Source organism: Pseudohalioglobus sediminis (genome assembly GCF_008370495.1).
GTDB lineage: Bacteria > Pseudomonadota > Gammaproteobacteria > Pseudomonadales > Halieaceae > Halioglobus.
Map to the genome: position 1 here is coordinate 16462 of NZ_VTUX01000005.1, position 26341 is coordinate 42802.

At 62.0% G+C, this 26341-nt stretch carries 22 protein-coding genes; 13 read left to right on the forward strand and 9 right to left on the reverse strand.

From position 1 onward, the window contains the following. Nucleotides 1-4: 4 nt before the first annotated feature. A complete protein-coding gene (locus F0M18_RS11315) occupies nt 5-586 on the forward strand; it encodes a DUF2238 domain-containing protein (protein WP_149611555.1) in 582 nt (193 codons plus the stop codon). Between the two features lies 1 nt (nt 587). Further along, on the forward strand, nt 588-1082 hold the full coding sequence (locus tag F0M18_RS11320) for a GNAT family N-acetyltransferase (protein ID WP_149611556.1): 495 nt from the start codon (nt 588-590) through the stop codon (nt 1080-1082). Nucleotides 1083-1104: 22 nt separating this feature from the next. Here F0M18_RS11320 and selD read toward each other — a convergent pair whose 3' ends face one another. Genes selD through rdgC form a run of 3 tightly spaced genes read right to left on the reverse strand, consistent with a single transcriptional unit; the run spans nt 1105 to nt 5343 of the window. Next, nucleotides 1105-3339, reverse strand: a complete 2235-nt coding sequence (gene selD / locus F0M18_RS11325) for a selenide, water dikinase SelD (protein WP_149611557.1) — start codon at nt 3337-3339, stop codon at nt 1105-1107. Beyond that, nucleotides 3339-4424 carry a tRNA 2-selenouridine(34) synthase MnmH gene (gene mnmH / locus F0M18_RS11330; protein WP_262500935.1) on the reverse strand — a complete coding sequence of 362 codons (1086 nt, stop codon included), beginning with the start codon at nt 4422-4424 and terminating at the stop codon, nt 3339-3341. Before mnmH ends, selD begins: the two co-directional genes overlap by 1 nt. Nucleotides 4425-4437: 13 nt before the next feature. Then, nucleotides 4438-5343, reverse strand: a complete 906-nt coding sequence (gene rdgC / locus F0M18_RS11335; RefSeq protein WP_149611559.1) for a recombination-associated protein RdgC — start codon at nt 5341-5343, stop codon at nt 4438-4440. Between the two features lie 191 nt (nt 5344-5534). Between rdgC and F0M18_RS11340 the strand changes: the two genes are divergently transcribed. The 4 genes from F0M18_RS11340 to F0M18_RS11355 all read left to right on the forward strand — a co-directional run bounded on the left by F0M18_RS11340 (nt 5535) and on the right by F0M18_RS11355 (nt 10315). Next, complete coding sequence (locus F0M18_RS11340; protein ID WP_188109693.1) at nt 5535-7025, forward strand: FAD-dependent oxidoreductase; 1491 nt, start codon at nt 5535-5537, stop codon at nt 7023-7025. 87 nt (nt 7026-7112) lie between these two features. Continuing rightward, complete coding sequence (locus tag F0M18_RS11345) at nt 7113-7562, forward strand: VOC family protein (RefSeq protein WP_149611561.1); 450 nt, start codon at nt 7113-7115, stop codon at nt 7560-7562. Nucleotides 7563-7570: 8 nt separating this feature from the next. Then, nucleotides 7571-9922, forward strand: coding sequence for a SpoIIE family protein phosphatase (locus tag F0M18_RS11350; RefSeq protein WP_188109694.1), 2352 nt, complete (start codon nt 7571-7573; stop codon nt 9920-9922). A gap of 18 nt (nt 9923-9940) precedes the next feature. Next, nucleotides 9941-10315 (forward strand): STAS domain-containing protein, encoded by a 375-nt coding sequence (locus tag F0M18_RS11355; RefSeq protein WP_149611563.1) that lies wholly within the window; start codon nt 9941-9943, stop codon nt 10313-10315. A gap of 38 nt (nt 10316-10353) precedes the next feature. Here the strand turns inward: F0M18_RS11355 and F0M18_RS11360 are convergent, their stop codons facing one another. After that, nucleotides 10354-11055, reverse strand: coding sequence for a glutamine amidotransferase-related protein (locus F0M18_RS11360; RefSeq protein ID WP_149611564.1), 702 nt, complete (start codon nt 11053-11055; stop codon nt 10354-10356). Between the two features lie 140 nt (nt 11056-11195). On the opposite strand from F0M18_RS11360, the gene F0M18_RS11365 reads away from it, so the two are divergent. The 3 genes from F0M18_RS11365 (at nt 11196) to F0M18_RS11375 (ending at nt 15183) form a co-directional block, all read left to right on the forward strand. Beyond that, nucleotides 11196-11789, forward strand: coding sequence for a phosphatase PAP2 family protein (locus F0M18_RS11365; RefSeq protein WP_223177974.1), 594 nt, complete (start codon nt 11196-11198; stop codon nt 11787-11789). 1 nt (nt 11790) lies between these two features. After that, the gene (locus tag F0M18_RS11370; RefSeq protein WP_149611565.1) at nt 11791-12867 is read left to right on the forward strand and encodes an MJ1255/VC2487 family glycosyltransferase; all 1077 of its coding nucleotides are present in this window, start codon (nt 11791-11793) and stop codon (nt 12865-12867) included. 63 nt (nt 12868-12930) lie between these two features. After that, nucleotides 12931-15183: an ammonia-forming cytochrome c nitrite reductase subunit c552 gene (locus tag F0M18_RS11375; RefSeq protein ID WP_149611566.1), complete on the forward strand. Its 2253-nt coding sequence runs from the start codon at nt 12931-12933 to the stop codon at nt 15181-15183. On the opposite strand, the gene F0M18_RS11380 is transcribed toward F0M18_RS11375, so the two are convergent. From F0M18_RS11380 to tkt, 5 genes are all read right to left on the reverse strand, one after another. Next, on the reverse strand, nt 15176-16135 hold the full coding sequence (locus tag F0M18_RS11380) for an alpha/beta hydrolase (RefSeq protein WP_149611567.1): 960 nt from the start codon (nt 16133-16135) through the stop codon (nt 15176-15178). The two genes, F0M18_RS11375 and F0M18_RS11380, sit on opposite strands and share 8 nt — an antisense overlap. Before the next feature lie 150 nt (nt 16136-16285). Then, entirely contained in the window at nt 16286-17350 is a 1065-nt protein-coding gene (gene fba, locus F0M18_RS11385) for a class II fructose-bisphosphate aldolase (RefSeq protein ID WP_149611568.1), read from the reverse strand. A gap of 31 nt (nt 17351-17381) precedes the next feature. Then, complete coding sequence (locus tag F0M18_RS11390; RefSeq protein WP_394349402.1) at nt 17382-18551, reverse strand: phosphoglycerate kinase; 1170 nt, start codon at nt 18549-18551, stop codon at nt 17382-17384. A gap of 12 nt (nt 18552-18563) precedes the next feature. Then, complete coding sequence (locus F0M18_RS11395; RefSeq protein ID WP_149611569.1) at nt 18564-19574, reverse strand: type I glyceraldehyde-3-phosphate dehydrogenase; 1011 nt, start codon at nt 19572-19574, stop codon at nt 18564-18566. Between the two features lie 14 nt (nt 19575-19588). Continuing rightward, complete coding sequence (gene tkt, locus F0M18_RS11400) at nt 19589-21592, reverse strand: transketolase (RefSeq protein WP_149611570.1); 2004 nt, start codon at nt 21590-21592, stop codon at nt 19589-19591. A 267-nt stretch (nt 21593-21859) separates the two neighbouring features. Here tkt and F0M18_RS11405 point away from each other — a divergent pair, with 267 nt between their 5' ends. The 4 genes from F0M18_RS11405 (at nt 21860) to metF (ending at nt 26333) form a co-directional block, all read left to right on the forward strand. After that, nucleotides 21860-22819: an ArsR/SmtB family transcription factor gene (locus F0M18_RS11405; RefSeq protein WP_262500924.1), complete on the forward strand. Its 960-nt coding sequence runs from the start codon at nt 21860-21862 to the stop codon at nt 22817-22819. Between the two features lie 15 nt (nt 22820-22834). Next, a complete protein-coding gene (metK, locus tag F0M18_RS11410; protein WP_149611572.1) occupies nt 22835-23995 on the forward strand; it encodes a methionine adenosyltransferase in 1161 nt (386 codons plus the stop codon). A 103-nt stretch (nt 23996-24098) separates the two neighbouring features. Further along, complete coding sequence (gene ahcY / locus F0M18_RS11415) at nt 24099-25490, forward strand: adenosylhomocysteinase (protein ID WP_149611573.1); 1392 nt, start codon at nt 24099-24101, stop codon at nt 25488-25490. 9 nt (nt 25491-25499) lie between these two features. Continuing rightward, a complete protein-coding gene (metF, locus tag F0M18_RS11420) occupies nt 25500-26333 on the forward strand; it encodes a methylenetetrahydrofolate reductase [NAD(P)H] (protein ID WP_149611574.1) in 834 nt (277 codons plus the stop codon). The last annotated feature ends 8 nt before the right edge of the window (nt 26334-26341 follow it).

The window sequence follows — 26341 nt, forward strand, 5'->3', positions numbered from 1 at the left end:
AACCATGGTTTACCTGTGGCTGGCGATTTTCCTGCTTACGCTTACCTGGTCCGCGATCAATCCCCGGGATTACGCTACCTGGGTACTGGAAGTTGCGCCCGCTGTCGCAGGGCTCATTGTCCTGGCCGTGACGCGCAGGCGTTTTCCGCTCACCCCCCTGCTGTATACGCTGATCCTTTTCCATTGCGTTGTGCTGATGATCGGCGGGCACTATACCTACGCAGAGGTGCCATTTTTCGAGGGCCTGCTTGGAGCCGAGCGGAACAATTACGACAAGCTGGGCCACTTTACCCAGGGCTTTGTTCCGGCGATGATCGCCAGGGAGCTGCTGATCCGCAAACAGATTGTGTCCTCCGCTTCCTGGCGCAATTTCTTCATATTGTGTTTCTGCCTGGCCTTCTCGGCGTTTTACGAACTCATCGAGTGGTGGGCGGCGCTGTTGATGGGGGGATCTGCGGAGGCCTTCCTGGGCACCCAGGGCTATGACTGGGACACGCAGTCCGATATGGCCTTCGCCCTGCTGGGCGCGGCCGTGGCCCTGGTCACGCTGGGACACTACCACGACAAACAACTACAGGAGCGCTGACATGGGCGTCATCCGCATACGGGCAGGCGCCCCCGAAGACAGCGACCTGATCTTCCACTACATCTGCGAACTGGCTGTATACGAACGGGCTCGCAACGAGGTGACCGCCACGCCGGCCATGCTGCGCGAGGCGTTGTTCGGCGAGCAACCGCGCGCCTTTTCGCTGATCTGTGACATCGACAACGAACCCGCGGGCTTTGCCATCTACTTTTACAGTTTCTCTACCTGGCTGGGCAAATACGGTCTGTTCCTGGAGGACCTTTACGTGTCTCCTGACCATCGCGGCCAGGGCGCCGGCAAGGCGCTGCTGCGCTACCTGGCGCAACAGGCAGTCGCCGAGGGATGTGGACGCTTCGAGTGGAATGTGCTGGACTGGAATGAACCGGCGATCCGATTCTACGAAGCCTGCGGCGCGGTGGCGATGAGCGAGTGGGAAGGCTACCGACTGGAGGGCGACGCCCTGCAGCGCTTTGCCACCGAGCCAGGCCCTCCCTGACAAACCCTGCCCGGCTGCAAACCTACAGCAGCGACACCAACTCGACCGAAGGGGTATGCGTTACACTCGATGCCGCCACCACCTCCCCCACGGCTGTGGCCTGCGTGTAACCCGCCTGTTGCAGCTCCGTGCGCAAGTCCGTGGCCCGCTCGGCGGGAATGGCGATCAACAGGCCGCCGCTGGTCTGTGGATCACACAGCAGGGCCAGTAATTCTGTAGCAGCGGGGCTCTTCGCCTCCAGCCTGTCCAGCAGCGCATCGTTGCTTTCGTGCATGCTGCTGCGCTGGCCGCCACGCAGCAGCGACATGGCGCCAGCAAGAGCAGGAACAGCAGCCACGTCCAGCCGCGCACGCTGGCCTGTGCCCAGCATCTCCAGCAGGTGGCCCAGCAGGCCGAAACCGGTGATGTCAGTGCAGGCCGATGCGCCATGCGCCAGCGCCAGGTGCGCCGCGTGCCGGTTGCTTTGCAGCATCGCGGCAATCGCTGCGGCGATGTCCCGGCCATCGGCCAGCTGGCGCCTGTGCGCGGCGAACAACACGCCGGTGCCAAGAGGCTTGGTCAGCACCAGGACATCACCGGCACCCGCACCCCGCTTGGCCAGCAACCCGCGCCGGGCATCCATCGGCACGCCATTTACTGCGAACCCGACCTGCAGTTCCGGACCCTGCAGGCTGTGCCCGCCGCGCAGGCAGCAATTCACGGCAGAAAATTCATGCAGCGCACCGGACAGCAGTTGCATCAATTCACGCTGCAACAAACTTTCACCGGCAAAAGGCAGGGTAACCGCAGCCAACGCGGAAACAGGCTGCGCACCGCAGGCATACAGGTCGCTGAGGGCATGGTTGGCGGCTATTCGCCCCATCAACCAGGGATCACCCACCAGTTCCCGCAGAACATCCAGGCTCTGTACCAGCTCAGCGCTACCCGAACCGGGAATGCTTGCGGCATCGTCGCCCTGCCCGGGGGGCTGGCAACTGTCCGGGAACGCACCGTGCAGGTCAGCCAGCACCGCCGCGAGGCCCCGGGCCCCGACCTTGGCCCCACAACCACCGCAGATCATTTCGTCTTGTGCATCGGCCGCGCCGCTATGGTCGCTGATGCGATCCTGCCCTTGCATATCGCCGCGCGCGGGCAGCACTTCAAATTGCCGCATGAATTTCCGGTCAATCCGGTCCTTCCAGTGCCAGACCCACCTGCCGGTGGCATGCAGGGGCCCTTTGTCGGCGACCGCGTATTGGTCGCCAAGCGAGACCAGGGACAGGAAACGGCGCTGCGGGCGATGCTGCCGGGGCGCCGTGTTCAATAATGCCGCGCGCAGGTTATGTGCCAGCACCGGGGCCTGGCGCACAGCGTAAACGCCGGCCTTGGGCCGTGGATGATTGACCTGCGTGGCGATATCACCGGCGGCAAACACTTTGTCCTGGTGCAGTACCTGCAGTCCGTCATCGACCTGCAGGAAGCCGCGCGCGTCACACGCAAGGCCGCTGGACGCCAACCAGGGCGCGGCGGCAGCACCTGTACACCAGAACAGCTCATCAAAAGTGGCCTGCGTGCCATTCTCCAGTAGCAGTGTGTCCCGGTTCACCTCGACCACGCGACTGTCCACATGGACACCGATCCCGTAGCGCTGCAACGCCGCCATGCCTGCCCTGCGCGCGCCGGTGTTGTATTGCTGCAGTATTTCTTCCCCACCGCAGTACAGTGCGATCTCGACGGCCGCGTTGCCGCGCGCATGTGCCATGGCCAGGGCCAGCTCCACGCTGCCCGCGCCGCCGCCTACCACCGCCACGCGATGACCGCTTTCGCCCCGGTCGAGGCGCCGCGCCAGCGCATTCCACCGCTGCCACAAGCCGGCAACAGGCTTGACCGGTACGGCGTGTTCGCGGGCGCCGGGCACGGAATCCAGCTCCGGTTGCGAGCCGATATCAATGCTGACCACGTCGTACTCAACAGCGGGCCGATCGGCCAGGGCAAGACGCCTGTGCTGGGGCTCTATGGCCACCACTTCCGCCTCAATAAATCGCACCCCGGCCCACTGACACAAGCGCGCCAGGTCTATATGGGTCTCTTCGAAACTGTAGTGACCGGCCACCAGGCCGGGCAACATACCGGAATAAGGGGTGTGACTGGCGGGGGAGATGAGGGTGGTGCGCAACCCGGCGATCGGCTTCATTGCCAGCATGCGCAGGACCAGTGCATGGGCATGCCCACCGCCGACAAATACCAGGTCCCGTTGTAAGCTCGGCTGGTCCCGCATCAGCCCGCTGTCGCCCAGGCCAGCACCGAGGAGCGGTCACCGCTGAACAACACGGTGCCTTTGCGCTGCTCGAGCTGGTATTCGTACATGGGATCGTAATACTCGCCCAGCAGGAAGGCGATCCAGGCCCGGTGCCCGCCGACATCGCCGGATCGCTGTTGCAGCGCGAACGCTTCTGCCATCAGGCGGCTGACCTGCTGATACCGGTCCCCGCCAAGGCGTTTACGTATGCGCCCGAGGTCAGCCTGCATCTTCTGGGCGTGCTGCTTGTGCCCTGCATCCCCGTGCAGCGCCTGGTAACGCCGGCCGAGATCGATGATGTAGTCCTCGATCACCACATCCACTCGCTCCTCCAGGCTCTGCTCAACCACGACCATGGGGGCAACAGCCATCTTTGCCCGCAACACGTCGGGCAGTGAGAGGCGGCCTATCAGGCGCCCCTCATCTTCGAGGAAGACAGGCCCCGCCGCCTCGGTGCGCAACTTGAGCAGGGCTATGCTCAGGCTGTTTTCAAAGTCGATCTGGCTGGGCTGGGGGTCGGGCAGCTGACCAAAACTGGAACCGCGATGGCGGGCCAGGCCCTCCAGATCGACACAGCGGGCGAGACCCTGTATCACCCGGGTCTTTCCGGTGCCGGTCTTGCCACTGACCAGTATGAATTGCGCTGCATCGACGCTGTTAGCCAGTTCATCGATGAGGAAACGGCGCATTGCCTTGTAACCGCCCCTCACCAGTGGGTAGTCGCAACCCTCGTCGCGCAGCCACTGCTGCACCGTTTGCGAGCGCAGGCCGCCGCGAAAGCAGTAGAGGTAACCATCGGGATGTTGCCGGGCGAATTCGCGCCACGCGGCGAGACGCCGTTCCCGGGTCGCACCACTGACCAGCCGGTGGCCCAGGTCGATGGCCGCCTGCTGCCCCCGCTGCTTGTAGCAGGTTCCGACCTGCGCGCGCTCCTCATCACTCATCAGCGGCAGGCTTGTGGCACTCGGGAAAGCGCCCCGGGCAAACTCCAGCGGGGCGCGCATGTCCATCATTGGCGCGCCCGTGAGGAACAAGGTGCGGTAATCGTCGGTGTCGTGGCGCACCGGCAAAATCGCGCTACTCCGCCTCGCCGCCGAAGATCGCAATAACCCGCTCTTGCAGCGCCGTCACGGCGTCGGACATCAGCGCGAAGTCCGCATCCAGGCGCGCGGCGTTGTCAGCCTCGGGGATATCCTCGTTTTCTTTCATCAGCTCTTCGCTAAATTTCAACCGGCGCAGGCACAAATCCTCTGCCAGAACCAGCTTTACCCGCTCGTCCCAGCACAAAGCCAGTCGGGCGACCTGCTTGCCCGCATTGAGATGAGTTTCCACCTCTTCACTCAACAAATCAACGCCGCGGCAGCGCACCACACCACCCTCCTCGCCGAGTTCACGCAGCTCACACTCCTCACCCAGCGCAAAATCATCAGGCAGGCTCTGGTGGGCCAGCCAGCCGGTCATCGTGGCCGAGGGCGCGTTATTCACCTGCGGCAGCACCACCGGGAAACTGCCAATACATTCACGCAGCAGGTTGAGCAGTTCCTCTGCCCGCGCGGCGCTGGCCGCATCCACGAAAATCCAGTTATTGCGCGTATCGATGTAGGCATAAACCGCGCTGGAGCGGGTGAAGGCCCGGGGCAGGCAATCCTGGACAATCTCGTCCTTCAGCGTCAGCCGCTCCTTGCGGTACACCTTGCGCGCCTGCTCAGACTCGATAAGCGCGACTTTTTCCTCCAGCTGCTCGCGCACGACCGTCGCCGGCAACAGCTTTTCCTCACGCTTCAGCTTCAGCAGCAGCCGGCCAGCGGCTGCATGAGCCAGCTCACCCGACTCATCCCCCAGCGGCGACACCCAGCCAAGGGCAAGCGCCTGGCTCTTGCCGCAGGGCTCGAAAGCCCGGGCGCCGAGCTGCTCCCCCAACTGTTCAGCACTCAGCTCGAAAGGACTGCTCAGCCTATAAGCGCGAATATTCTTGAACCACATAACAAACACCGACCCTGGCAAAAGCGGCAGATTGTAACCCAGCCCGGCAGAGCTCATGGAAGAAAAACACAGGACACGTACAAAATGTTGGCCCCGTCCCGCCGCAACGCCGTTGTCAGCGGGCAGTCGGCGCGTTTTAATTTTCTGCCACGTCCGCCCCCGGCGGGCGAACGCCGCTATAGAGAGTCATTATGAGCACAAGCAAAGCCAATCCATCGCACCCGCGCCATGCCCGCGACGTCACAAACTGGGATTTGCAAACCGACGTGGCCATTATCGGTTTCGGCGGCGCCGGCGGCTGTGCCGCCATCGAAGCAGCGGATGCCGGCGCGGAAGTGTTGCTGTTTGAGCTGGCCAGCGCCAGCGGCGGTTCCACCGCCATGTCCAGCGCGGAGATCTACATGGGCGGCAGCGGCGGCACCCGGGTGCAGCGCGCCTGCGGCTTCGAGGACAGCACCGAGGACATGGTCACCTACATGATGATGTCCGCGGGCCCGCAGGCAGATGAGGCCAAGATCCGGAACTACTGTGAAAACAGCGTCGAACACTTCGACTGGCTCTGCAATCTCGGCGTGCCGTTCAAGGACAGCTTTCACGAGGAGCGCGCCATCATGTGCCTCACTGATGACGGCCTGTTGTATACCGGCAGTGAGAAGGCCTACCCGTTCCGACAGCAGGCAAAGCCCTGTCCCCGCGGCCACAACCTCTACATCGAGGGCGACAACGGTGGCCCATTGTTCATGAAAATCATCAACGAAAACGTGGCCAGTCGCGATGCCATCACCGTGCACTACGAGACACGCGCACTCACCCTCATCGTCGATGATGAAGACACGGTAGTCGGCATAGTGGTGCGCCAGGGCAACCAGGAACTGAATGTGCGGGCACGCAAGGGCGTCATTCTCTGCGCTGGCGGCTTCAACATGAACGAGGAAATGGTGCAGAAGTACGCGCCCAAGCTGCTGGCTGGCAACGAACCCATCGGCAACCCGGGCGATACGGGCACCGGCATCATGATGGGCATGGCCGTTGGCGGAGCGGCGATCAACATGCACGAGGGCTTCATCAGCATCCCTTACTACCCGCCTGCGAGCATCACCTACGGCATTGCAATCAATGACAAGGGGCAGCGCTTCATCAACGAGGACGTCTACCACGCCCGCCTCGGCCAGGCCGTACTGGACCAGCCCGGTGACCGGTTCTACTTCATTCTCACCGTCGAACAGTATGGTGACTACGAAAAATTCAATTTCATGGGCGCGGGCATTGCCGGTACCGGCGAAACCGTGGACGAGCTGGAACAGGAGCTGGGCTTGCGCAGGGGCACGCTGGAGGGGACCTTGCGCATCTATAACGAGGACTGCGAAGCGGGCGAGGATTCGCAGTACCACAAGGCGCCTGAGTGGCTGCAAAAAATGGAACCACCCCTGGTAGCACTCGACATCACGCCGGGACGCGGTGTGTTTGTGCCCTACTTCACCCTGGGCGGCCTGGATACCCTGACTACAGGTGAAGTCGTGGACCCGCAGAGAAACGTGATTCCCGGCCTGTTTGCCGCCGGGCGCACCGCCTGCGGTATCGTGCGGCGCGCGGAGGGTTACTCCAGCGGCATGTCGGTAGGCGACGCCACATTCTCGGGGCGCATGGCCGGCAGGCAGGCGGCAGCCCGCCAACCCGATTGAGCCACGGGCTTGTAAGCCCGACACCACGCTTCTACCATAGCCGGCACGGGGCCAGCCCCCGGTCCTGTTCCCTATTGAGGCGAGGCAATGAAATACCTGCACACCATGGTACGCGCACGCGACCTTGACGAAACCCTGGACTTTTACTGCAACAAGCTCGGCCTGGTAGAGGTGAAACGCCACGACAGTGAGGCCGGGCGCTTCACCCTGGTCTTCCTGGCGGCACCCGGTGATGGCGTCACCGGCGAGGGCGGCCTGGGTCGCCTCAGCCCGTGCATCGAAATCACCTGGAACTGGGACCCCGAGGAGTACACCGGTGGTCGCAATTTCGGTCACCTCGCCTACGAGGTAGACAACATCTACGACATTTGCCGGCGACTGATGGAGGCCGGTGTCACTATCAATCGGCCGCCGCGGGATGGCCATATGGCCTTTGTGCGCTCTCCCGACGGAATTTCCATCGAACTGCTGCAGGCAGGCGAGTCACTACCCGCCCGCGAGCCATGGGCCTCGATGGAGAATACCGGCAGCTGGTAAGCGCGCTCATGGGCAAGAGCATCGCCACCCGGCTGATCGCCCTGCTGACCCTGTCTGCAGCGCTGATCATCGGCACTGGCATGCTGCTGGACTACCGTGTTTCGCGCGAGGAAATCCTGCAGCGCCTGAGTGAGCAGGCAGTCGTCGAGACCGAGGTAGTAGTCAGGGACATGGAGAACTGGCTCAACGGTATCGAGGCAACAACGCGTCTCATGGCGCGCATTCTCGAACAGCGTGAGTACAGCCGCAACGGGCTCAAGGACATGCTGCGGGATGTGGTCGCCAACAACGATGAAATTTTCGGCGCCGCTATCGCGCTCAACCCTGACCTGGCCAGCGGGGGTCGCCCGTTTGCGCCCTACTACTACAGTCGCGACGGCCAGGTCCATTTCACCGATCTCGCCAACCGGCAGGCACGCTACACCGAACAGCCATGGTTTACCGTGCCCCTGGAGCGCGGGGAAGCGCTGTGGAGCGAGCCCTACTTCGATACCGGCGGTGGCGAAGTCAACATGACCACGTTTTCGGTGCCGGTCTACCGAGTGGACAGCGAAGGCCGCCGCCAGATTTACGGGGTAGTGACCGCCGATGTCACCCTCGATGCCCTGCACGCCGTGCTGCAACAGTTGCACCTGGGCGCCAGCAGCTACGGTCTGCTGTTCAGCCGCGAGGGCATGGTGATGAGCACTGGCAGCGGGCGCAGCATCATGCAGCACTATACCGACCTGCACTACAAGGGACTGGACCTGGACAGCTGGCGGCGTATTTTCCAGCGCGCGCTGCAAGGGCAGACCAGCACGATGGATTTCCCCTGCCCCGAGTCGGAGGACCGCTGCACTATTCGTCTCGGCCAACTGCAGACCACCGGCTGGCCCATCGGGGTAAGCTTTCGGCAGCAGGAGGTGCTGTCACCCCTGCATACCTATACCCTGAAGACCCTGGCCATCAGTGCCGTGACCTTGCTGCTGCTGGCGTTGGTGGTTTACCTGCTGACCTCGCGACTGACCCGGCCGCTGCAGGAACTGACCCGGGCAACGGAGCAGATCGCGCGCGGCAACCTGGACACACCGCTGCCCAAAGCACAGGGGGAGGACGAAGTCGCCAGGCTGGTGGAGTCCTTCAGCACCATGAACCGCTCACTTAAGGGTTATATCGACGACCTGGCGGCGGCGACAGCGAGCCGCTCAAGAATCGAGGGTGAGCTGGCAGCGGCGCGGGAGATCCAGATGTCCATGCTGCCCGGGGACGGCGACATCCTGCTGACCGAGCCAGGCTTCGAGCTCTGGGCCCGTGTGACGCCGGCGAGAACGGTAGGCGGTGACCTTTACACCCTGTTCAGGCAGGGGGAGCAGTTTTACTTCGCGGTCGGTGATGTCTCGGACAAGGGCGTGCCCGCTGCCCTGTTCATGGCGCGCGCGATCAGCCTTATCCAGCAATTGTCGCTGACCATGTCCTCCCCTGAGCGCACCATGGCGGAACTGAACAATGCGCTGGAACGCAACAACCAGAACTGCATGTTCGTCACCCTGTTCCTGGGTGTACTGAACCTGCGTGACGGCGCCCTGCGTTTTGCCTCTGCGGGTCACACGGCCCCCAGCCTGCTGCGCGATGGCAGTGTGCAGGTGGTGGCACAGGACACCGGGCCGGCGCTGGGTCTGGCCGCAGACCAGGACTACCCCGGGAATACCCTGCAGTTGCTGCCGGGTGATCGACTGGCCGTGTACACCGACGGTATCGACGAGGCCTTCAGCCCGGAGGAGGAGATGTTCGGAACGGCGCGCTTCAATGCGGAGTTGCTGGCGCAGGCACAGTCGCCTGTTGCGCAGGCGGGCGCTGCGGTATTCGACGCCGTGGCCGAGCATGCCGGGACCCGCGCCCAGTCCGACGACATTACCCTGTTACTGGTGCAGTATGCGGGCGGGGACGAACCCATGAGCAGCGAGAGCTTTCACCTTGGCAGCGCGCTGACCACGCGAGTACAGCAGTGGCTGCAGGATGTAATGCGGGGCTGGGACCTGCCCTCGACATTGATAACCGAACTCTGCCTGGTGGCAGAGGAGATCGCTTCCAACACACAGAAGTACGCCGGTCTCAGCGCAGAAGATCGCCTGGAGCTGATGCTGATACTTCGGGACAATGCCCTGGTCCTCAAAGCCAGGGACCGCGGCGTCGCGTTCAATCCGCTCAGCGAGGGCAAGCGTGCACCCCTCGGCGCCGACATTGACGCTGCTGAAATCGGGGGCCTTGGTGTACACTTGATCGTTCAGCTCACCGACCGCCAGCGCTATCGCCGCGATGGTGAATACAATATCCTGCGGGTGGAGCGGGATTTACCGGATCAGTCCGGGCAACAGCCCTAACACGAGGCCGACACAAACATGGACCTGACGACTACCGTATCCATTGACGAAGAAAATTCTGTTGCCAGGGTAGCGCTGGATGGTGCCCTCAACACCGACACCGCGCCTGCTTTCGAACAGCGGCTACAGGACGTGGTCGACAAACGCTTTGCACTCACCGTGCTGGATATGAAGGACCTGGATTACATCAGTTCGGCGGGCCTGCGAGTGATTTTCAAGGCCGCCAAGCAAACCCGTAGCCAGGGCAATAAACTCGCCGCGGCCAATCGTAAACCTCACATCGACAAGGTCTTCGAGATCCTCAAGGCGCTGCCTGATATGGCGGTATTCGCCAACGAACAGGAGCTGGACGATTACCTCGACAGCATGCAGCGGCGGGCCCTGGACGAGTAAGCTGCCAACGCCGTCGTTAACGGGTCTGACGGGCCCTGTTACTGCTTCAGGAAATTCAATATCCAGCGCGCAACGCGATCGCCTTCGTGGCTTTCCTGCAATGATGCCATGCCCGTCTCGTATACCTCATCACCAATCATTTCGCGCCGGTAATCCATTATTTCACTGGAATAGCCGGGTACGAATTCCGGGTGCCCCTGGAAGGTAAGGATATGCTCCCCGATCTGCACCACGGCGTTTTCGCAAAACTCACTCGCGGCAAGCACACGTGCACCGTCGGCATTCTTCACCACCTGGTCCTGGTGGCTGACAAGAATTTGCAGTTCAGGCGAGCCGCCATCATGCCAGGGCGGTGTTTCCACGAAAGTATGCGTATGCAGGCCCTGGCCCCAGCCCTTGGTCGATTTTTCGGTTTTGCCGCCTAGCGCCTGGGCCACGATCTGGTGGCCGAAGCAGATGCCGACCAGCTTTTTCTTGCGCGCGTGCAATTCACGTACGAAGACCATCAACTGCTTTATCCAGGCCTTGTCTTCATACACTGAGGACTTACTGCCGGTGATCAGGTAGGCATCTACCTCGTCTATATCCTGCGGGTAAATGCCCTCCTCCACATCGTAGACGGCGAATTCCAGGCCGGGATCTTCCCTGGCGAGCAACGCAATAAACATGTCCGGGTACTCACCGAAATCCGGCACCCACTCGGGGCGTACCGCATCAGTCTTCAGGATTCCAATCTTCATGCTATTCCTTACGGATATACGGTCTGGGGCGACCCTGGCGCCATGCATCATAGGAAAGGAGAACGCGGCCTGTCCATACCACCATTGGGCAGGTGGCACCTTTGATTTGCCCCGGCGCCCATGCCGCGGAATGCCCGCCGATGTCATCAAAACAACATCACACTGTCATACTAATGCCACGCGGCAACGTCACGCTGGGCACCATGCAGATATTGATGCCAATCAGGGAATTCGAGCTGCGGCTGCTCAGGCGCGTTTTCAGCCAGACTGAGAAACGCATGGTAATACCCATGGCTCGCGCCATCTCGCGGTCCGGAGACGGCTACCTGCACCTGCTGACGCCGCTGCTGGCCTGGTTGCTGGACCCGGCGGGACTGGAGCGCCTGCTGCCGTTGCTGATCATCTCCCTGTTGTTGGAACGCATCGCCTACTGGCTAATCAAGAACGCACTGCGCCGCCCACGACCGGCCGACGCGGTGCCCGGTTTTCGCAGCCTGATCACCGCCGGCGACCAGTTCAGCTTTCCCTCCGGGCACAGCTCCGGGGCGTTCCTGCTGGCTACGGCACTGGTGATCGTCTACGGGCCCCTGGCAGCCCCGCTGCTGCTGTGGGCGCTGGCGGTGGCGCTATCGCGAGTCCTGCTGGGCGTTCATTATCCCGGCGACACCCTCGCCGGCGCCCTGATGGGAAGCTTTGTCGTCATAAGCGTTGCCACACACTTGGGAGCAAACTGAAATGAAGATCCTCTACGGTGTTCAGGGCACAGGTGAAGGCCACCTGAGCAGGGCACGCGCCATGGCCAGGGCTCTCGCGCATTGGCCGGTAGATGTAACCTGGTTGTTCTCCGGCCGCCCGCGGGAACAGTTGTTCGACATGAGCGTTTTTGGCGACTACCTGTATCGCACCGGCCTGTCTTTTACGGTCCGCGACGGGCAAATGCAGTATGCCGCCACACTCAGGAACAACCGTTTTCGCCAGTGTATGCGCGACGCCAGCCAACTGGACCTCTCCTCCTATGACCTGTTGGTGTGCGACTACGAGCCGGTGCTGGCCCTGGCGGCGCGCAAACAGCAGCGCAGCCTTATCGGCATAGGCCACCAGTACGCATTTGGCAGGAAAACGCCCACCGCGGGTGCCTCTTTCCTGCAGCGCCAGATCATGTCCCGCTTTGCGCCCGTCGATACGCCGGTGGGGCTGCACTGGCATCGCTATGCAGACAACATACTGCCACCCATCCTCGACCTGCCCGCACATCCTGTGCACAAGGGAGAACATATCGTGGTCTATATGCCGTTCGAAGACCAGCAGGCCGTGACGCGACTGCTGCAGCGCTTTCCCGAACAGCGCTTCCTGCAGTATTCGGCAGCAGTGAGCGACAGCAACTGCGCGAACGTTGAACGTCGCAAGGCCAACGTCGCTGGCTTCAAGCGGGACCTGGCTAGCAGTGCCGGCGTGATCTGCAACAGCGGTTTCGAGCTGGTAAGCGAGTGCCTGCAATGGCGCAAACCTGTGCTCACCAAGCCACTGCACGGACAGATGGAACAACTGTCCAACGCACACGCGTTGCAGCAACTGGGCTACGCGACAAGTATTCACCGCTTCGATACAGACGGCGTGGCGGCCTGGCTGGACAACCCCGGCCGATGCCATCGCATCACATTCCCGGACGTCGCCGGGGCGCTGGCACGCTGGCTGGCAACCGGTGCCTATGCTGACACCGCCAGCCTCGGGGAACGCCTCTGGGCGGAGACGGTTACGGACCGGATTCCCGTTCCCCGGCCAGGCCGCTACGGCGCCATCGCCAGCGCCTGAAACCGCGCTTGGGCGGGAACCGCTTTTGCGTTAGGCTGTGAGCTTTTCCGCCAGGTCACCGCCTTGTTGTTTCGATTTCTCGCCCTCGCGCTGATACTTCTCAGCAGCCCCGGCTATACCTCAGAAAGCCAGTTTACTGGCTCTGCAAGCTGCCAGACCTGCCACGCCAGCGAATACGCCAACTGGCAGGGATCTCATCATGACCTGGCCATGCAGTTACCCACGGCAGAGACCGTACTGGGTGATTTCAATGACGCCTCTTTCACCTACAACGGCGTTACCAGCCGCTTTTACCGCAACGGTGAAAAGTTCATGGTGCGTACCGACGGTGAGGACGGCAAGCTCACCGACTTCGAGGTGGCCTACGTGTTTGGTGTCTACCCCTTGCAGCAGTACCTGTTGCCACTCTCGCGGGGGCGCCTGCAGGCACTGACCATCGCCTGGGACGCGCGGCCCCGGGAACAGGGTGGCCAGCGCTGGTACCACCTGTTCCCCGATGAACCCATCGACTTCGCGGATCCACTGCACTGGACTGGCCCCTACCACAACTGGAATACCCGCTGCGCCGAATGTCACAGCACCGACCTGCAAAAGAACTACGAGCGCAGTACCCGTAGCTTCGACACCTCGTACAAGGAAATCGACGTGAGCTGTGAAGCCTGCCATGGCCCGGGCAGCAAGCACCTGGAACTGGCTGCCAGCGACCAGTTGGGCGACGTTCATGGAGGCGGTTTTGCCACCGACCTCGCCCAGCGCGGGGAGTGGTTCTTCCCCGAAGGCGCCGACATCGCCAGGCGCTCGGAAACACTCGAGTCCAGGGAACAAATCGACAACTGCGGTCGCTGCCACAGCCGCCGCGGCACGCTGGGAGACTATCACTACGGCGCTGACCTGCTCGATACGCACCGGCTCTCGGTCCTGCACTCCCCCCTCTATCACCATGACGGCCAGATTCTCGACGAGGTTTACGTTTATGGCTCATTCGTGCAGAGCAAAATGCACCAGGCCGGGGTGGTCTGCAGCAATTGCCACGAGCCCCACAGCGCCGAGTTGCGTGCCAGCGGCAACGCCATCTGCGCGCAGTGCCATAAGCCCGCAACCTACGACACCCCGGAGCACCACTTTCACCCGGCAGACAGCGCCGGCGCCAGCTGCGCCGACTGCCACATGCCGGAGACCACCTACATGGGTGTGGACCCCCGCCGCGATCACAGCATGCGAATACCGCGCCCGGACCTGTCCGTGGTAATGGGAGTACCCAACGCCTGTAACCAATGCCACAGCGACCGGGATGCCCAATGGGCGGTAGACGCCCTGCGCGAAAAGGGCGTGGTTTACCGCGACACCGGCAGTCATTTTTCCCGCGCTTTCGCGCGCCTGGCCCAGGGCGATACCCGCGCCCTGCCGACCCTGGCACAACTGGCCAATGACGCCACCGCGCCCCCTATCTGGCGCGCCACTGCCATGGAGGCCCTGGGCCAGGTCGGTGGCCGGGAAGCCACCCAGACCATGGCCGCGCTGCTGTACGACGATGACTCCATCATTCGCACCAGTACCGTCCGTGCACTTGACTTCATATCACTGCAACAGCGCTATCAGTTGCTCATGCCACTGGTTGATGATGACATTCTCGCTGTGCGGATGGAGGTCGCATCAGCGCTGGCAGGCGTGCCGTTGGACCAGGTCCCGGCCGCGGATGCGGAGCGCTTGCGCGGCCTGTTCCAGGAATACGCGCAGGTAATGGAGCAACATGCGGATATGCCCTCCGCGCTGATGCAGCTGGGCCTGTTTCGCGCCAATCGAGGGGACCTCCCTGCTGCGGAGGCGGACTATCGCGAAGCGCTGGCACTGAACCCGCAGCTGGTTGCCGGATACCTCAACCTTGCCGACCTGCTGCGCGCCCAGGGGCGTGACGATGACGCGCGTCAGCTGTTACTTACGAGCCTGGAAGTAGCACCCGAAAACGGTAATACCCTGCACGCCCTCGGCTTACTGGAGACCCGATCCGACCAGCCTGACAAGGCATTGGAGTACCTGCGCCGGGCCGCAGAGCTGGAAACCCAGGGGGTTCGGCATCGCTTTGTGTATGCCATTGCCCTGCATGACCTGGGTAAACCGCGCGAAGCTGTGGCGGAACTGGGCAAGCTGAATCGCGCCTATCCAAACGATGAACAGGTGCTACTGGCACTGGTGAATTACAACACCGAACTGGGCGAACAGGCCCGGGCCAGGCAATGGGCCCAGCAGCTGGTGCGCCTGGCTCCACGCAACCCCAACTACCAGCAGCTGTTGCAGAAGCTATCCACCGCTAATTGAACAGGTACTGATCCATCACCGGATAGTAGGCCTCGCGAATCGCCCGGGATTCATTGGCCAGCTGGTGGCCCGCATCGGGCAGGTAGTGCACGGAGGTCTCCGGGAACATCGCCTGCATCGCGCCCACGTTGTAGCGCCAGTCGACGGTGCCGTCGCGGCGGCCCTGTATTACCTGCACCGGCCCGACACCGAGATCGTCCACGTCGAGTTCATCCAGCCAGCGCTGCAGCGCACCAATCCATGCCAATGGCACCCGCCGAAACTGCAGCGGGTCGCGGCGGACAAACTCCAGAAAGTCTTCATCCGCGGAATTCCTGTTGAATTTTCGCGCCACGCTGTCAGTGAAGCGATGCAGCAACAGGTAGCCGGCGCGCACACCCAACCAGCCCGCGGGACGCACCAGCGGCGCCAGGAAGACGGCGCGTTCATACGGCCACTGTTGCTGGCGAGCGCACTCGGTCAACGCAGCGCAACCCGTGCTCTGGGCGAGCACATGCGTGGGCAGGTCGGGCATCTCAGCGCCAGAGAGCACATCCAGCACCGCGGCGGCATAGTCAGCGAAATCCTCGATGACGCAAGGGTCGCCGGAGGACAGGCCATGGCCGGGAAGATCAAAAATCAGTACGTTGCATTGCCGGGAAAGACCGTAATCAACCAGCTTGTCGTAGAGACCGGCATGATCGAAATAGCCGTGCACCAGCAGGAGGTTGGCCCGCGCATCGGGCAGCAGCCAGCGCTGGGCCATCAGCTGGTACCGGCCTGAGGGGATCAAGCCGCCACGGTAATCGGCCAGCGGGTAGGTCTTGCTGAAATCGAGCTGGTAGAACGCCAGGTACTGACGCAACAGCGCGCCTGCCGCACCCTCTGCAAAAGAGGGTAAAGCGGAGCGGAGCTTGTGCAGCTTGTTGGGCGTCATGATACCGGCGGGTTTGACCGGACGACGGGAATCCACATGTCACTGCCTCCCAACACCATCCCCGCGGGCGAGGATGGCAGATTCAGGCCCTTGACCAAATACCGGCCCTGGCCAGCCCTGTGTTGCGCGAGCGGCTGATGCCGGAAAACGGACTGGTTAACCGGCAAATTGAAAAAGCGTAAGCGCTCAGTTTACCTTCGGGGCCAGTTCACCAGCTTCATACATCACGTACATCCGCTCCAGTGACTTGACCTTGATCTTGTCGGCGTTGCCGGCAGTGCCAAACGCCTCGTAACGAGCGACACAGATATCGCGCATGGCTTCTATCGTCTTGGCCAGGTACTTGCGCGGGTCAAACTCGGCCGTGTTCTCGGCCAGGAACCGGCGTATCGCGCCAGTAGAGGCCAGGCGCAGATCGGTGTCAATGTTGACCTTGCGGACACCGTGGCGGATGCCTTCCTGGATCTGCTCGACCGGCACCCCATAGGTCTCCGGGATCTCACCGCCGAACTCATTGATTACCGCCAGCCAGTCCTGGGGTACCGAGGAAGAGCCGTGCATCACCAGGTGAGTATTGGGGATGCGGGCGTTGATTTCCTTGATGCGGTCAATAGCCAGGATATCGCCCGTAGGTGGGCGCGTAAACTTGTAGGCGCCGTGGCTGGTGCCACAGGCGATGGCCAGGGCGTCGACTTCCGTTGCCTTAACGAAGGCCGCGGCTTCCTCGGGGTCGGTAAGCATCTGGTCGTGGGTGAGCTTCCCGGCAGCACCGATGCCGTCCTCCTCGCCCGCTTCACCGGTCTCCAGCGAGCCCAGGCAACCCAGCTCACCCTCCACCGACACACCACAGGCATGCGCCATTTCCACTGCCTGGCGGGTGACCGACACGTTATAGTCATAGTCCATCGGGGTCTTGCCATCGGTACCCAGGGAACCGTCCATCATGACCGAGGAAAAGCCCAGCTGGATCGAGCGCTGGCACACAGCGGGGGAAGTGCCATGATCCTGGTGCACGACCACGGGAATGTCGGGGAATTCGTGCATTGCCGCTTCCATCATGGCGCGCAGGAACGGCGCCCCGGCGTATTTGCGAGCGCCTGCACTGGCCTGCATGATCACCGGTGAATTGGTCTGGCTCGCCGCCTCCATAATCGCGCGGGTCTGTTCCAGGTTGTTAACGTTGAAGGCCGGAACGCCGTAGCCGTGTTCAGCGGCGTGGTCCAGCAGCTGTCGCATGCTGATTAATGCCATGGTATTTACCTCTGCGCTTGCTAGTTGTCAGTTAATCGGCCGCACGTGCCTGCAGCACGGCCACCGCGGGAAGAACCTTGCCTTCCACGTATTCCAGGAAGGCACCGCCTCCCGTGGAGATGTATGAAACCCGATCAGCGATAGCGTACTTGTCGATCGCCGCCAGGGTGTCGCCGCCACCGGCCAGTGAGAATGCGGGGGATTCGGCTATCGCACGCGCCAGAACTTCCGTACCGCCGCCGAACTGGTCAAACTCGAATACACCCACCGGGCCGTTCCAGAGAATGGTACCGGCCTGGTGCAGTATAGCGGCGATAGCGTCTGCCGCGTTGGGCCCGATATCAAAAATCATATCGTCTGCGGCGACCGCGTCGGCAGACTTGGTTTCCGCGGTTGCAGATTCGGAAAACTCCTTACCCGTTACCACATCCTCGGGCAGGGGTATGCTGGTCTTCTGCATCAGCGCACTGGCCGCGGGTATCAGCTCATGTTCGCACAGCGACTTGCCAACGGGCTTGCCGGCGGCAGCCAGGAAGGTATTGGCGATACCACCCCCGACGATCAGCTGGTCTACCTTTTCCGACAGGGTCTCCAGCACGGTGAGTTTGGTCGACACCTTGGAGCCGCCGACAATGGCAACCATGGGACGCGCAGGAGCCGACAGCGCCTGCTCCAGAGCATTCAGCTCTTTTGCCAGCAGCGGCCCGGCACAGGCTACCGGGGCATATTTTGCCACCCCATGGGTAGAGGCCTGGGCGCGATGTGCCGTGCCAAAGGCGTCCATCACGAATATCTCACAGAGTCCGGCATAAGCTCTGGCCAGGGTTTCGTCGTCTTTTTTCTCACCCGGATTGAAGCGCACATTCTCCAGCAGTGCGACCTCTCCGTCAGCCAACTCCACGCCCAGCTTCCAGTCCTGCACCAGGGTGACCTTACGCCCCAACAGCGAGGCCAGGTGTTCCGCTACCGGCACCATCGAAAACTGGGGGTCATACTCACCCTCCGTGGGGCGGCCGAGGTGGGACATGAGGATAACTTTGGCACCCGCATCGCAGGCCGCCTGAATGGTAGGCAGCGCCGCACGGATACGCGCATCGGAGGTCACCGCACCCTCCTTCACTGGCACATTCAGGTCCTCCCTGATCAGCACCCGCTTGCCAGCGAGATCCAGGTCCGTCATCAGCTTCACATTCAGGCCCATGGGCACGGTCTCCTATAAATTTGTCCAGTAACTGGCGACATCGAGCATGCGGTTGGCATAGGCCCACTCGTTATCGAACCAGGTCAGCACCTTGACCAACCGTTTACCGCTCACCCTGGTCTGGCTGGCATCAATAATGCTGGAGTGCGTGTCGTGATTGAAATCACAGGACGCCAACGGCTCTTCAGTATAGCCCAGCACGCCACCAAACCGGGATTGCGCTGCGTCATACAAAGCCCGATTAATGGCCGCGATATCGGTATCCACCCGGGTCTGCACGGTGAGATCCATGGCCGACACATTGAGCGTGGGAACGCGCAGGGCCTGGGCACTGAAACGCCCGCGCATTGCCGGCAGCACGCGTTCTACGCCGCGGGCGAGACCGGTATCGATGGGAATAATCGAGTGCGAAGCTGCGCGGGTCTTGCGCAGGTCCGTGTGGTGGTAGGCATCCAGCACCGGCTGATCATTCATGGCCGAGTGAATGGTCGTAATAGTGCCGCTGTCTATGCCTACGGTGTCTGCCAGTGCCTGGATAACCGGCACGATACCGTTGGTGGTGCAGGACCCGGCCGAAACGATACGGTGCTGTGCGCGCAACTCGTGCTCGTTGACGCCATACACGATGGTGGCATCGACATCGGCTTGCGCAGGCTGGGAAAACAGCACCCGGGGTGCGCCCTGGTGCAAGTGCTGCTCCGCAGTGGCGCGATCACTGAATGCCCCGGTGCACTCCAGCACCAGGTCAATGCCCAGGTCACCCCAGGGCAGGCCGCTGATATCGTCATGGCGCAACAACGCGACAGGCTGGCCGTTGACCAGCAGTTGATTGTCATCCCCGCCCAGCTCTCCGCGAAATTTCCCGTGCGTGGAATCGTAGCGGGTCAGGTGCAGTACGGTGCGGGCGTCTGCCAGTTCGTTAATCGCCACCACCTGCAGGCGGGACTGCAAAGGGCTCTCCTGCAAGGCCCGCAGCACGCAGCGGCCGATGCGGCCGTAACCATTAATCGCCAGTCTGATCATGCGGCAGTGCCAGCCTAGTCGAGCAACACCTCGTCAACTGCGTTCACCACGTTGTCCACGGTGAAACCAAACTCGCGGAAGAGTTCTCCCGCGGGAGCCGACTCACCGAAACTGGTCATGCCCACGATACGCCCGTCCAGGCCCACGTATTTGTACCAGTAGTCCGCATGCAGTGCTTCCACCGCCACGCGCGCCAGCACATCGGAAGGCAGCACCGACTCGCGGTAGGCGGCGTCCTGGGCTTCAAACAACTCGGTACAGGGCATGGAGACCACGCGTACCTTTTTTCCCGCGGTCTCAAGCCGCTCCGCCGCTTCCATGGCCAGATGCACCTCCGAACCGGTGGCAATCAGGATGGCATCGGGCTGGCCAGCGCAGTTCTTGAGTATGTAGCCACCGCGGGCGATGTCGCCAAGCTGTTGCGCATCGCGATCCTGGTGGGGCAGGCCCTGGCGCGAGAACACCAGTGCCGTGGGACCATCACAGCGCTCAATAGCCGACTTCCACGCCACTGCGGATTCGACGGTGTCGCAGGGGCGCCAGGTGTGCAGGTTTGGCGTATTGCGCAGGGAGGCCACCTGCTCCACCGGCTGGTGAGTGGGCCCATCCTCTCCCAGGCCTATGGAATCGTGGGTGAAGACAAAAATGGACTGCTGCTTCATAAGTGCCGCCATGCGCACGGCGTTGCGCATGTACTCCATGAACACCAGGAAGGTGGCGCCGTAGTTGATGAAGCCCCCGTGCAAAGCGATACCGTTCATGATGGCAGCCATCCCGAACTCACGCACACCGTAGTAGATGTAGTTGCCGTTGGCGTCTTCGCTGCTGATCCCCTTTGCACCAGCCCACAAAGTCAGGTTGGAGCCGGCCAGGTCTGCCGAGCCGCCAAGCAGCTCGGGAAGGTGCGGCCCGAAAGCGTTGAGACAGTTCTGGGACGCCTTGCGCGAGGCAATGCTCTCGCCCTCCTGCTGGCACTGCTCGATGTAGGCCGCAGCCTGGCTGCTGAATTCGGCGGGCAGTTCACCTGCCAGGCGACGCTTCAGTTCGGCCGCCAGCTCCGGATGCGCCGCGGCGTATGCGTCCATGCGCTCGGTCCAGGCCTGCTCTGCCGCCGCGCCCTTTTCGTGTGCATTCCAGCCCGCGTATACCTCCTCCGGTATCTCGAACGGGGCATGCTGCCAATCGAGAGCGACACGGGTCGCTGCGACTTCATCACCACCGAGGGGGGCGCCGTGGCAGGATTCGCTGCCCTGCTTGCCGGGGGATCCCTTGCCGATAACGGTCTTGCAACAGATCAGCGTCGGGCGGCTGCGGTCATGGCGGGCGGCCTCGATGGCAGCCTTGACCTCGGACGGGTTGTGTCCATTGACGTCATTGATCACTTGCCAGCCGTAACTGTGGAAACGTGCAGGGGTATCGTCGCTGAACCAGCCCTCCACTTCACCGTCGATGGAAATACCGTTGTCGTCGTAGAATGCGATCAGCTTGCCCAGGCCCAGGGTACCTGCCAGTGAGCACACTTCATGCGAAATGCCTTCCATCAGGCAGCCGTCGCCAAGGAAGGTATAGGTGTAATGGTCGATCACCTCGTGGCCGTTGCGATTGAACTGGGCTGCCAGCACTTTCTCTGCAATAGCCATCCCCACCGCGTTGCTCACGCCCTGCCCCAGCGGGCCGGTTGTGGTCTCGATGCCCGGTGTGTAACCGTACTCCGGGTGCCCGGGCGTCTTGCTGTGCAGCTGGCGGAAGTTTTCCAGCTCCGCCATCGGCAGGTCATAACCGGTGAGATGCAGCAGCGCATAGATCAGCATGGAGCCGTGGCCATTGGAGAGGACGAAGCGATCGCGGTTGGGCCACTGCGGATTGCGGGGATTGTGCCGCAGGTAATCGTTCCACAACACTTCTGCAATATCCGCCATCCCCATGGGTGCCCCGGGGTGACCGGAGTTGGCTTTTTGGACCGCATCCATAGCGAGAACTCGAATAGCGTTGGCAAGTAGGGTGCGGTTGGATGACATCAGCATCTCCAGAATCGGGGGAGCAGGGGAAAATGGGCCGCTATTTTCGCGTAACGAGCGGCTAACGGCAACGAAAATCGCCCCCATTCGGGGCCTGGATGCGGCCCTGTACCGGAGACGGGCCCCGATGAACAGTGCCCGGTCACGCATTCACACCGCCAACGCAGCACCTATATCAAAATATTTTGATATAGGTGTGCCACCCTGTTAGACTCCTGCGCCATGTTGTCTCCGACGAAAGCATCAGCAGAGGGCGAGTCGGCTATTTTGCCGTCACTCGCCACCGACCTGGCCGCACTCTGCAAAGCCAGTGCCGACCCGCTGCGCCTGCAGGTTCTGCGCGTGCTGCGCGAGGACTCGTTCGGCGTGTCTGAGCTGTGTGCGATTTTTGGCATTCGCCAGCCGGCGTTAAGTCACCACTTGAAAGTGCTTGCCGGTGCGTCACTGGTGGCCACTCGCAGGGAAGGTAACTCGATATTCTATCGCCGCGCCCAACTGGGCCAGCGGGCAGAGCTGGAAGGGCTGCAGACGCAGCTGTTTGCCGCGGTGGACGCCATCGAGCTACCCGCGGCCGTCGAGCAGGGCCTGGAAGCCCTGTATCGCCAGCGCGAGCAGAACTCACGTAATTTTTTCCGGGACAACGCGAACAAGTTCAGGCAGCAGCAGGACCTGATCGCCAGCTATGAACAGTACGCCGGCACGGTGGCTGATGTATTGCGCGAAGCGCCGTTGCAGCAGCGGGACACCGCCCTGGAAGTTGGGCCCGGAGATGGCAGCTTCCTGCTGGAACTGGCGCCGGGGTTTCGCCGCGTGATCGCACTGGACATCGAACAGGCCATGCTGGAACAGGCCATGGCCAGGGCCGACGCCGCAGGCGTGTCGAATATCGAATTCCTGCACGGCGACACCTCGGACCCGCGCCTGCAGCAATTCTCGGCCGACTGCGTGGTAATCAACATGGTATTGCACCACACCCCTGACCCCGGTCAGATATTGCGGGATGCCGCCAACTGCCTGGCCGCCGAGGGCGTGGTACTGGTCACAGACCTGTGCCGGCACGACCAGGGCTGGGCGCGGGAAAACTGCGGCGACCTCTGGCTCGGTTTTGACCCTGCAGACCTGACCAACTGGGCCGCGGAGGCCGGATTGAGTGACATCGCCAGCGTTTACCTGGCGCAACGCAACGGATTTCAAGTACAGGTGCGCCTCTTCGGCCACCGCCAATGAGCAAGGAACGACAGCATGAGTGAATATGCACTTTTTACCTCGGAATCAGTCTCCGAGGGCCACCCTGACAAAATGGCGGACCAGATTTCTGACGCCATCCTCGACGCCATCCTGGCTGACGACAAGGACGCCCGCGTCGCCGTGGAAACGATGGTCAAGACGGGCATGGCGGTAATCGCCGGCGAGGTCACCACATCCACGTATGTCGACCTTGAAGACGTGGTTCGCCAGGTCATCCTGGACATCGGCTACAACAGCTCCGACGTCGGCTTCGACGGCGCCTCTTGCGCCGTACTGAATGCCATCGGCAAACAGTCCCACGACATCGCCATGGGCGTCAACGAGGGCGAGGGCGCGCACCTGGAACAGGGCGCCGGCGACCAGGGCCTGATGTTCGGTTACGCCACCAACGAAACAGACGTGCTGATGCCGGCACCGATCTACTATTCCCATCGCCTGGTAGAAAAGCAGGCCGAGCTGCGCAAGCACCGCACGCTGCCCTGGCTTCGCCCCGACGCCAAGAGCCAGGTCTCACTGCGCTACGAGGACGGCAAGCCCGTGGCAATCGACGCGGTGGTGCTGTCCACCCAGCACGACGCGGATATCGCCCAGGCGGACATCCATGAAGCGGTGATGGATTTGATCATCAAGGAAACCCTGCCCGCCGAGTGGCTGCACGCGGGCACCCAGTACCACATCAATCCCACCGGCCAGTTCATCATCGGCGGTCCGGTTGGCGACTGCGGACTCACCGGGCGCAAGATCATCGTCGACACCTACGGCGGCATGGCCCGCCATGGCGGCGGCGCGTTCTCCGGCAAGGATCCCTCCAAGGTCGACCGCTCCGCCGCGTACGCCGGCCGTTACGTGGCCAAGAACGTGGTCGCCGCGGGCCTGGCCGACCGCTGTGAAATCCAGGTGTCCTACGCGATCGGTGTGGCTGAGCCAACATCCATCGCCATCAATACCTTTGGCACCGGCAAGCTCAGCGACACGCACATTGCCGACCTGGTGCGCGAGCACTTCGACCTGCGCCCCCGCGGCCTGATCGAGATGTTGGATCTGAAACGGCCGATCTACCGTAAAACCGCTGCATACGGTCACTTCGGACGCGAGGACGAGGACTTCACCTGGGAGAGAACAGACAAGGCAGAGGCGCTGAAGGCGGTGCTTTGAAGGCATTGATGTAACAACACGAGAATACAATCACCGCCGTCATTCCCGCGCAGGCGGTGGTCCGCCATTGCGGGATGACAGTCATTGGAAAAGGTAACTTGACATGAGCACAGCAGAACAACTGGAAACCAAGCAGGATTACAAGGTCGCAGACATCGCATTGGCCGAATGGGGCCGTCGCGAACTCGACATCGCCGAGGGCGAGATGCCCGCACTGATGGCGATGCGCGCCAAATATGCCGAAAGCAAGCCGCTGGCGGGAGCGAAAATACTGGGTTGCATTCACATGACCATCCAGACCGGCGTACTGATCGAAACGCTGATCGAGCTGGGCGCCGAGGTACGCTGGTCTTCCTGCAATATTTTTTCCACGCAGGATCACGCAGCGGCGGCCATCGCCGCCGCCGGCATCCCGGTTTTCGCCTGGAAGGGTGAAACCGAGGAAGAATATGACTGGTGTATCGAGCAGACAATTCTCAAGGATGGCAAACCCTGGGACGCCAACATGATTCTCGACGACGGCGGCGACCTGACTGCCATGCTGCACGAGAACTATCCTGAGATGCTGGATAACATCCATGGCATCACCGAGGAAACCACCACCGGCGTCCATCGCCTGCAGGAAATGCTGGAAGCAGGCACGCTGAAAGTGCCCGCGGTCAACGTCAATGATTCGGTCACCAAGTCGAAGAACGACAACAAGTACGGTTGCCGCCACTCGCTCAATGACGCCATCAAACGCGCCACGGATCATTTGCTCGCCGGCAAGAAAGCCCTGGTCATCGGCTACGGCGACGTGGGTAAGGGTTCGGCACAATCACTGCGCCAGGAAGGCATGATCGTACGTATTTCCGAAATCGACCCCATCTGTGCGATGCAGGCGTGCATGGACGGCTTTGAAGTCGTCTCTCCCTACATCGACGGCAACAACCTCGGCAACGATGAGTGTATCGACCGCGACCTGCTGCAAGGCACTGACCTGGTGGTGACCACCACCGGCAACTACAACGTCTGCGACGAGTATATGCTGCGCGCACTGAAGTCCGGGGCCGTGGTTTGCAACATCGGCCACTTCGACAACGAGATCGATACCGCTTACATGCGCCGCAACTGGGAATGGGAAGAGGTCAAGCCGCAGGTGCACAAGGTTTACCGTGACCAGGCCAGCAACGACCATCTGCTGCTGCTGTCGGAGGGGCGACTGGTCAACCTGGGCAATGCCACCGGGCACCCCTCTCGCATCATGGACGGTTCCTTCGCCAACCAGGTACTGGCGCAGATTTACCTGTACGAGCGCAAGTTCGCCGACCTCGAGGACAACATGAAGCCGGCCGCGCTGTCGGTGGAAGTGCTGCCCAAGAAACTGGATGAGGAAGTGGCCGCGCACATGATCGGTGGCTTCGACGCCACACTCACGCGCCTGACCCCGGAGCAGGCCGACTACATCAACGTGAAGCAGGACGGCCCCTTCAAGCCCGACAGCTACAAGTACTAAGGAAATACCGTGGCCAAACCGCGTATCAGCTTCGAATTCTTCCCGCCGAAAACGCCGGCGGGCAAGGACAAGCTGCTCAATGAAACCACGCCGGCCCTGAACGCGCTGGGTCCGGAATTCTTTTCCGTGACCTACGGCGCCGGCGGTGCCACCCGTGATACCACCCTGGGGGTGGTGTCAGCCATTCGCGAGACGGGTATCGACGTCGCCCCGCACCTGAGCTTTGGTGGCGATGACGAGGAAACCGTGGCGCAGCTGCTGGAGACCTACAAAGCCCGGGGCATCACGCGCCTGGTGGCCTTGCGGGGTGACATGCCCTCGGGCATGGGGGCGGCAATGCAACTGGTGTACGCCAACGAGCTGGTGGACTTCATCCGCCAGCGCACCGGCGACCATTTCCAGATACATGTGGCTGCCTACCCCGAGATCCACCCGGAGTCCCGAAGCTACCAGAGTGACGTCGAGTTCCTGAAGCGCAAACTGGATGCGGGCGCGAACAGTGCCATCACCCAGTACTTCTACAACGTCGAAGCGTACTTCTACTTCCTCGACCAATGCGCGGCAATGGGCATAGACAAGCCTGTCTATGCCGGCATTATGCCGATCACCAATTTCCAGAACCTGGCAAGGTTCTCGCGCAACTGCGGTGCCGAGATACCTCGCTGGATCTGTAAACGCATGGAGGATTTCGGTGACGACCAGGAGTCCGTTCGCCAGTTCGGGCTGGAAGTGGTCACCCAACTCTGCCAGACCCTAATTGAGTCAGGCTGCCCGGGCATTCACTTCTACACGATGAACCAGGTGGAGCCGACCCGGCAGATCTACAACAACCTGGGCCTGTAGTAGTATCC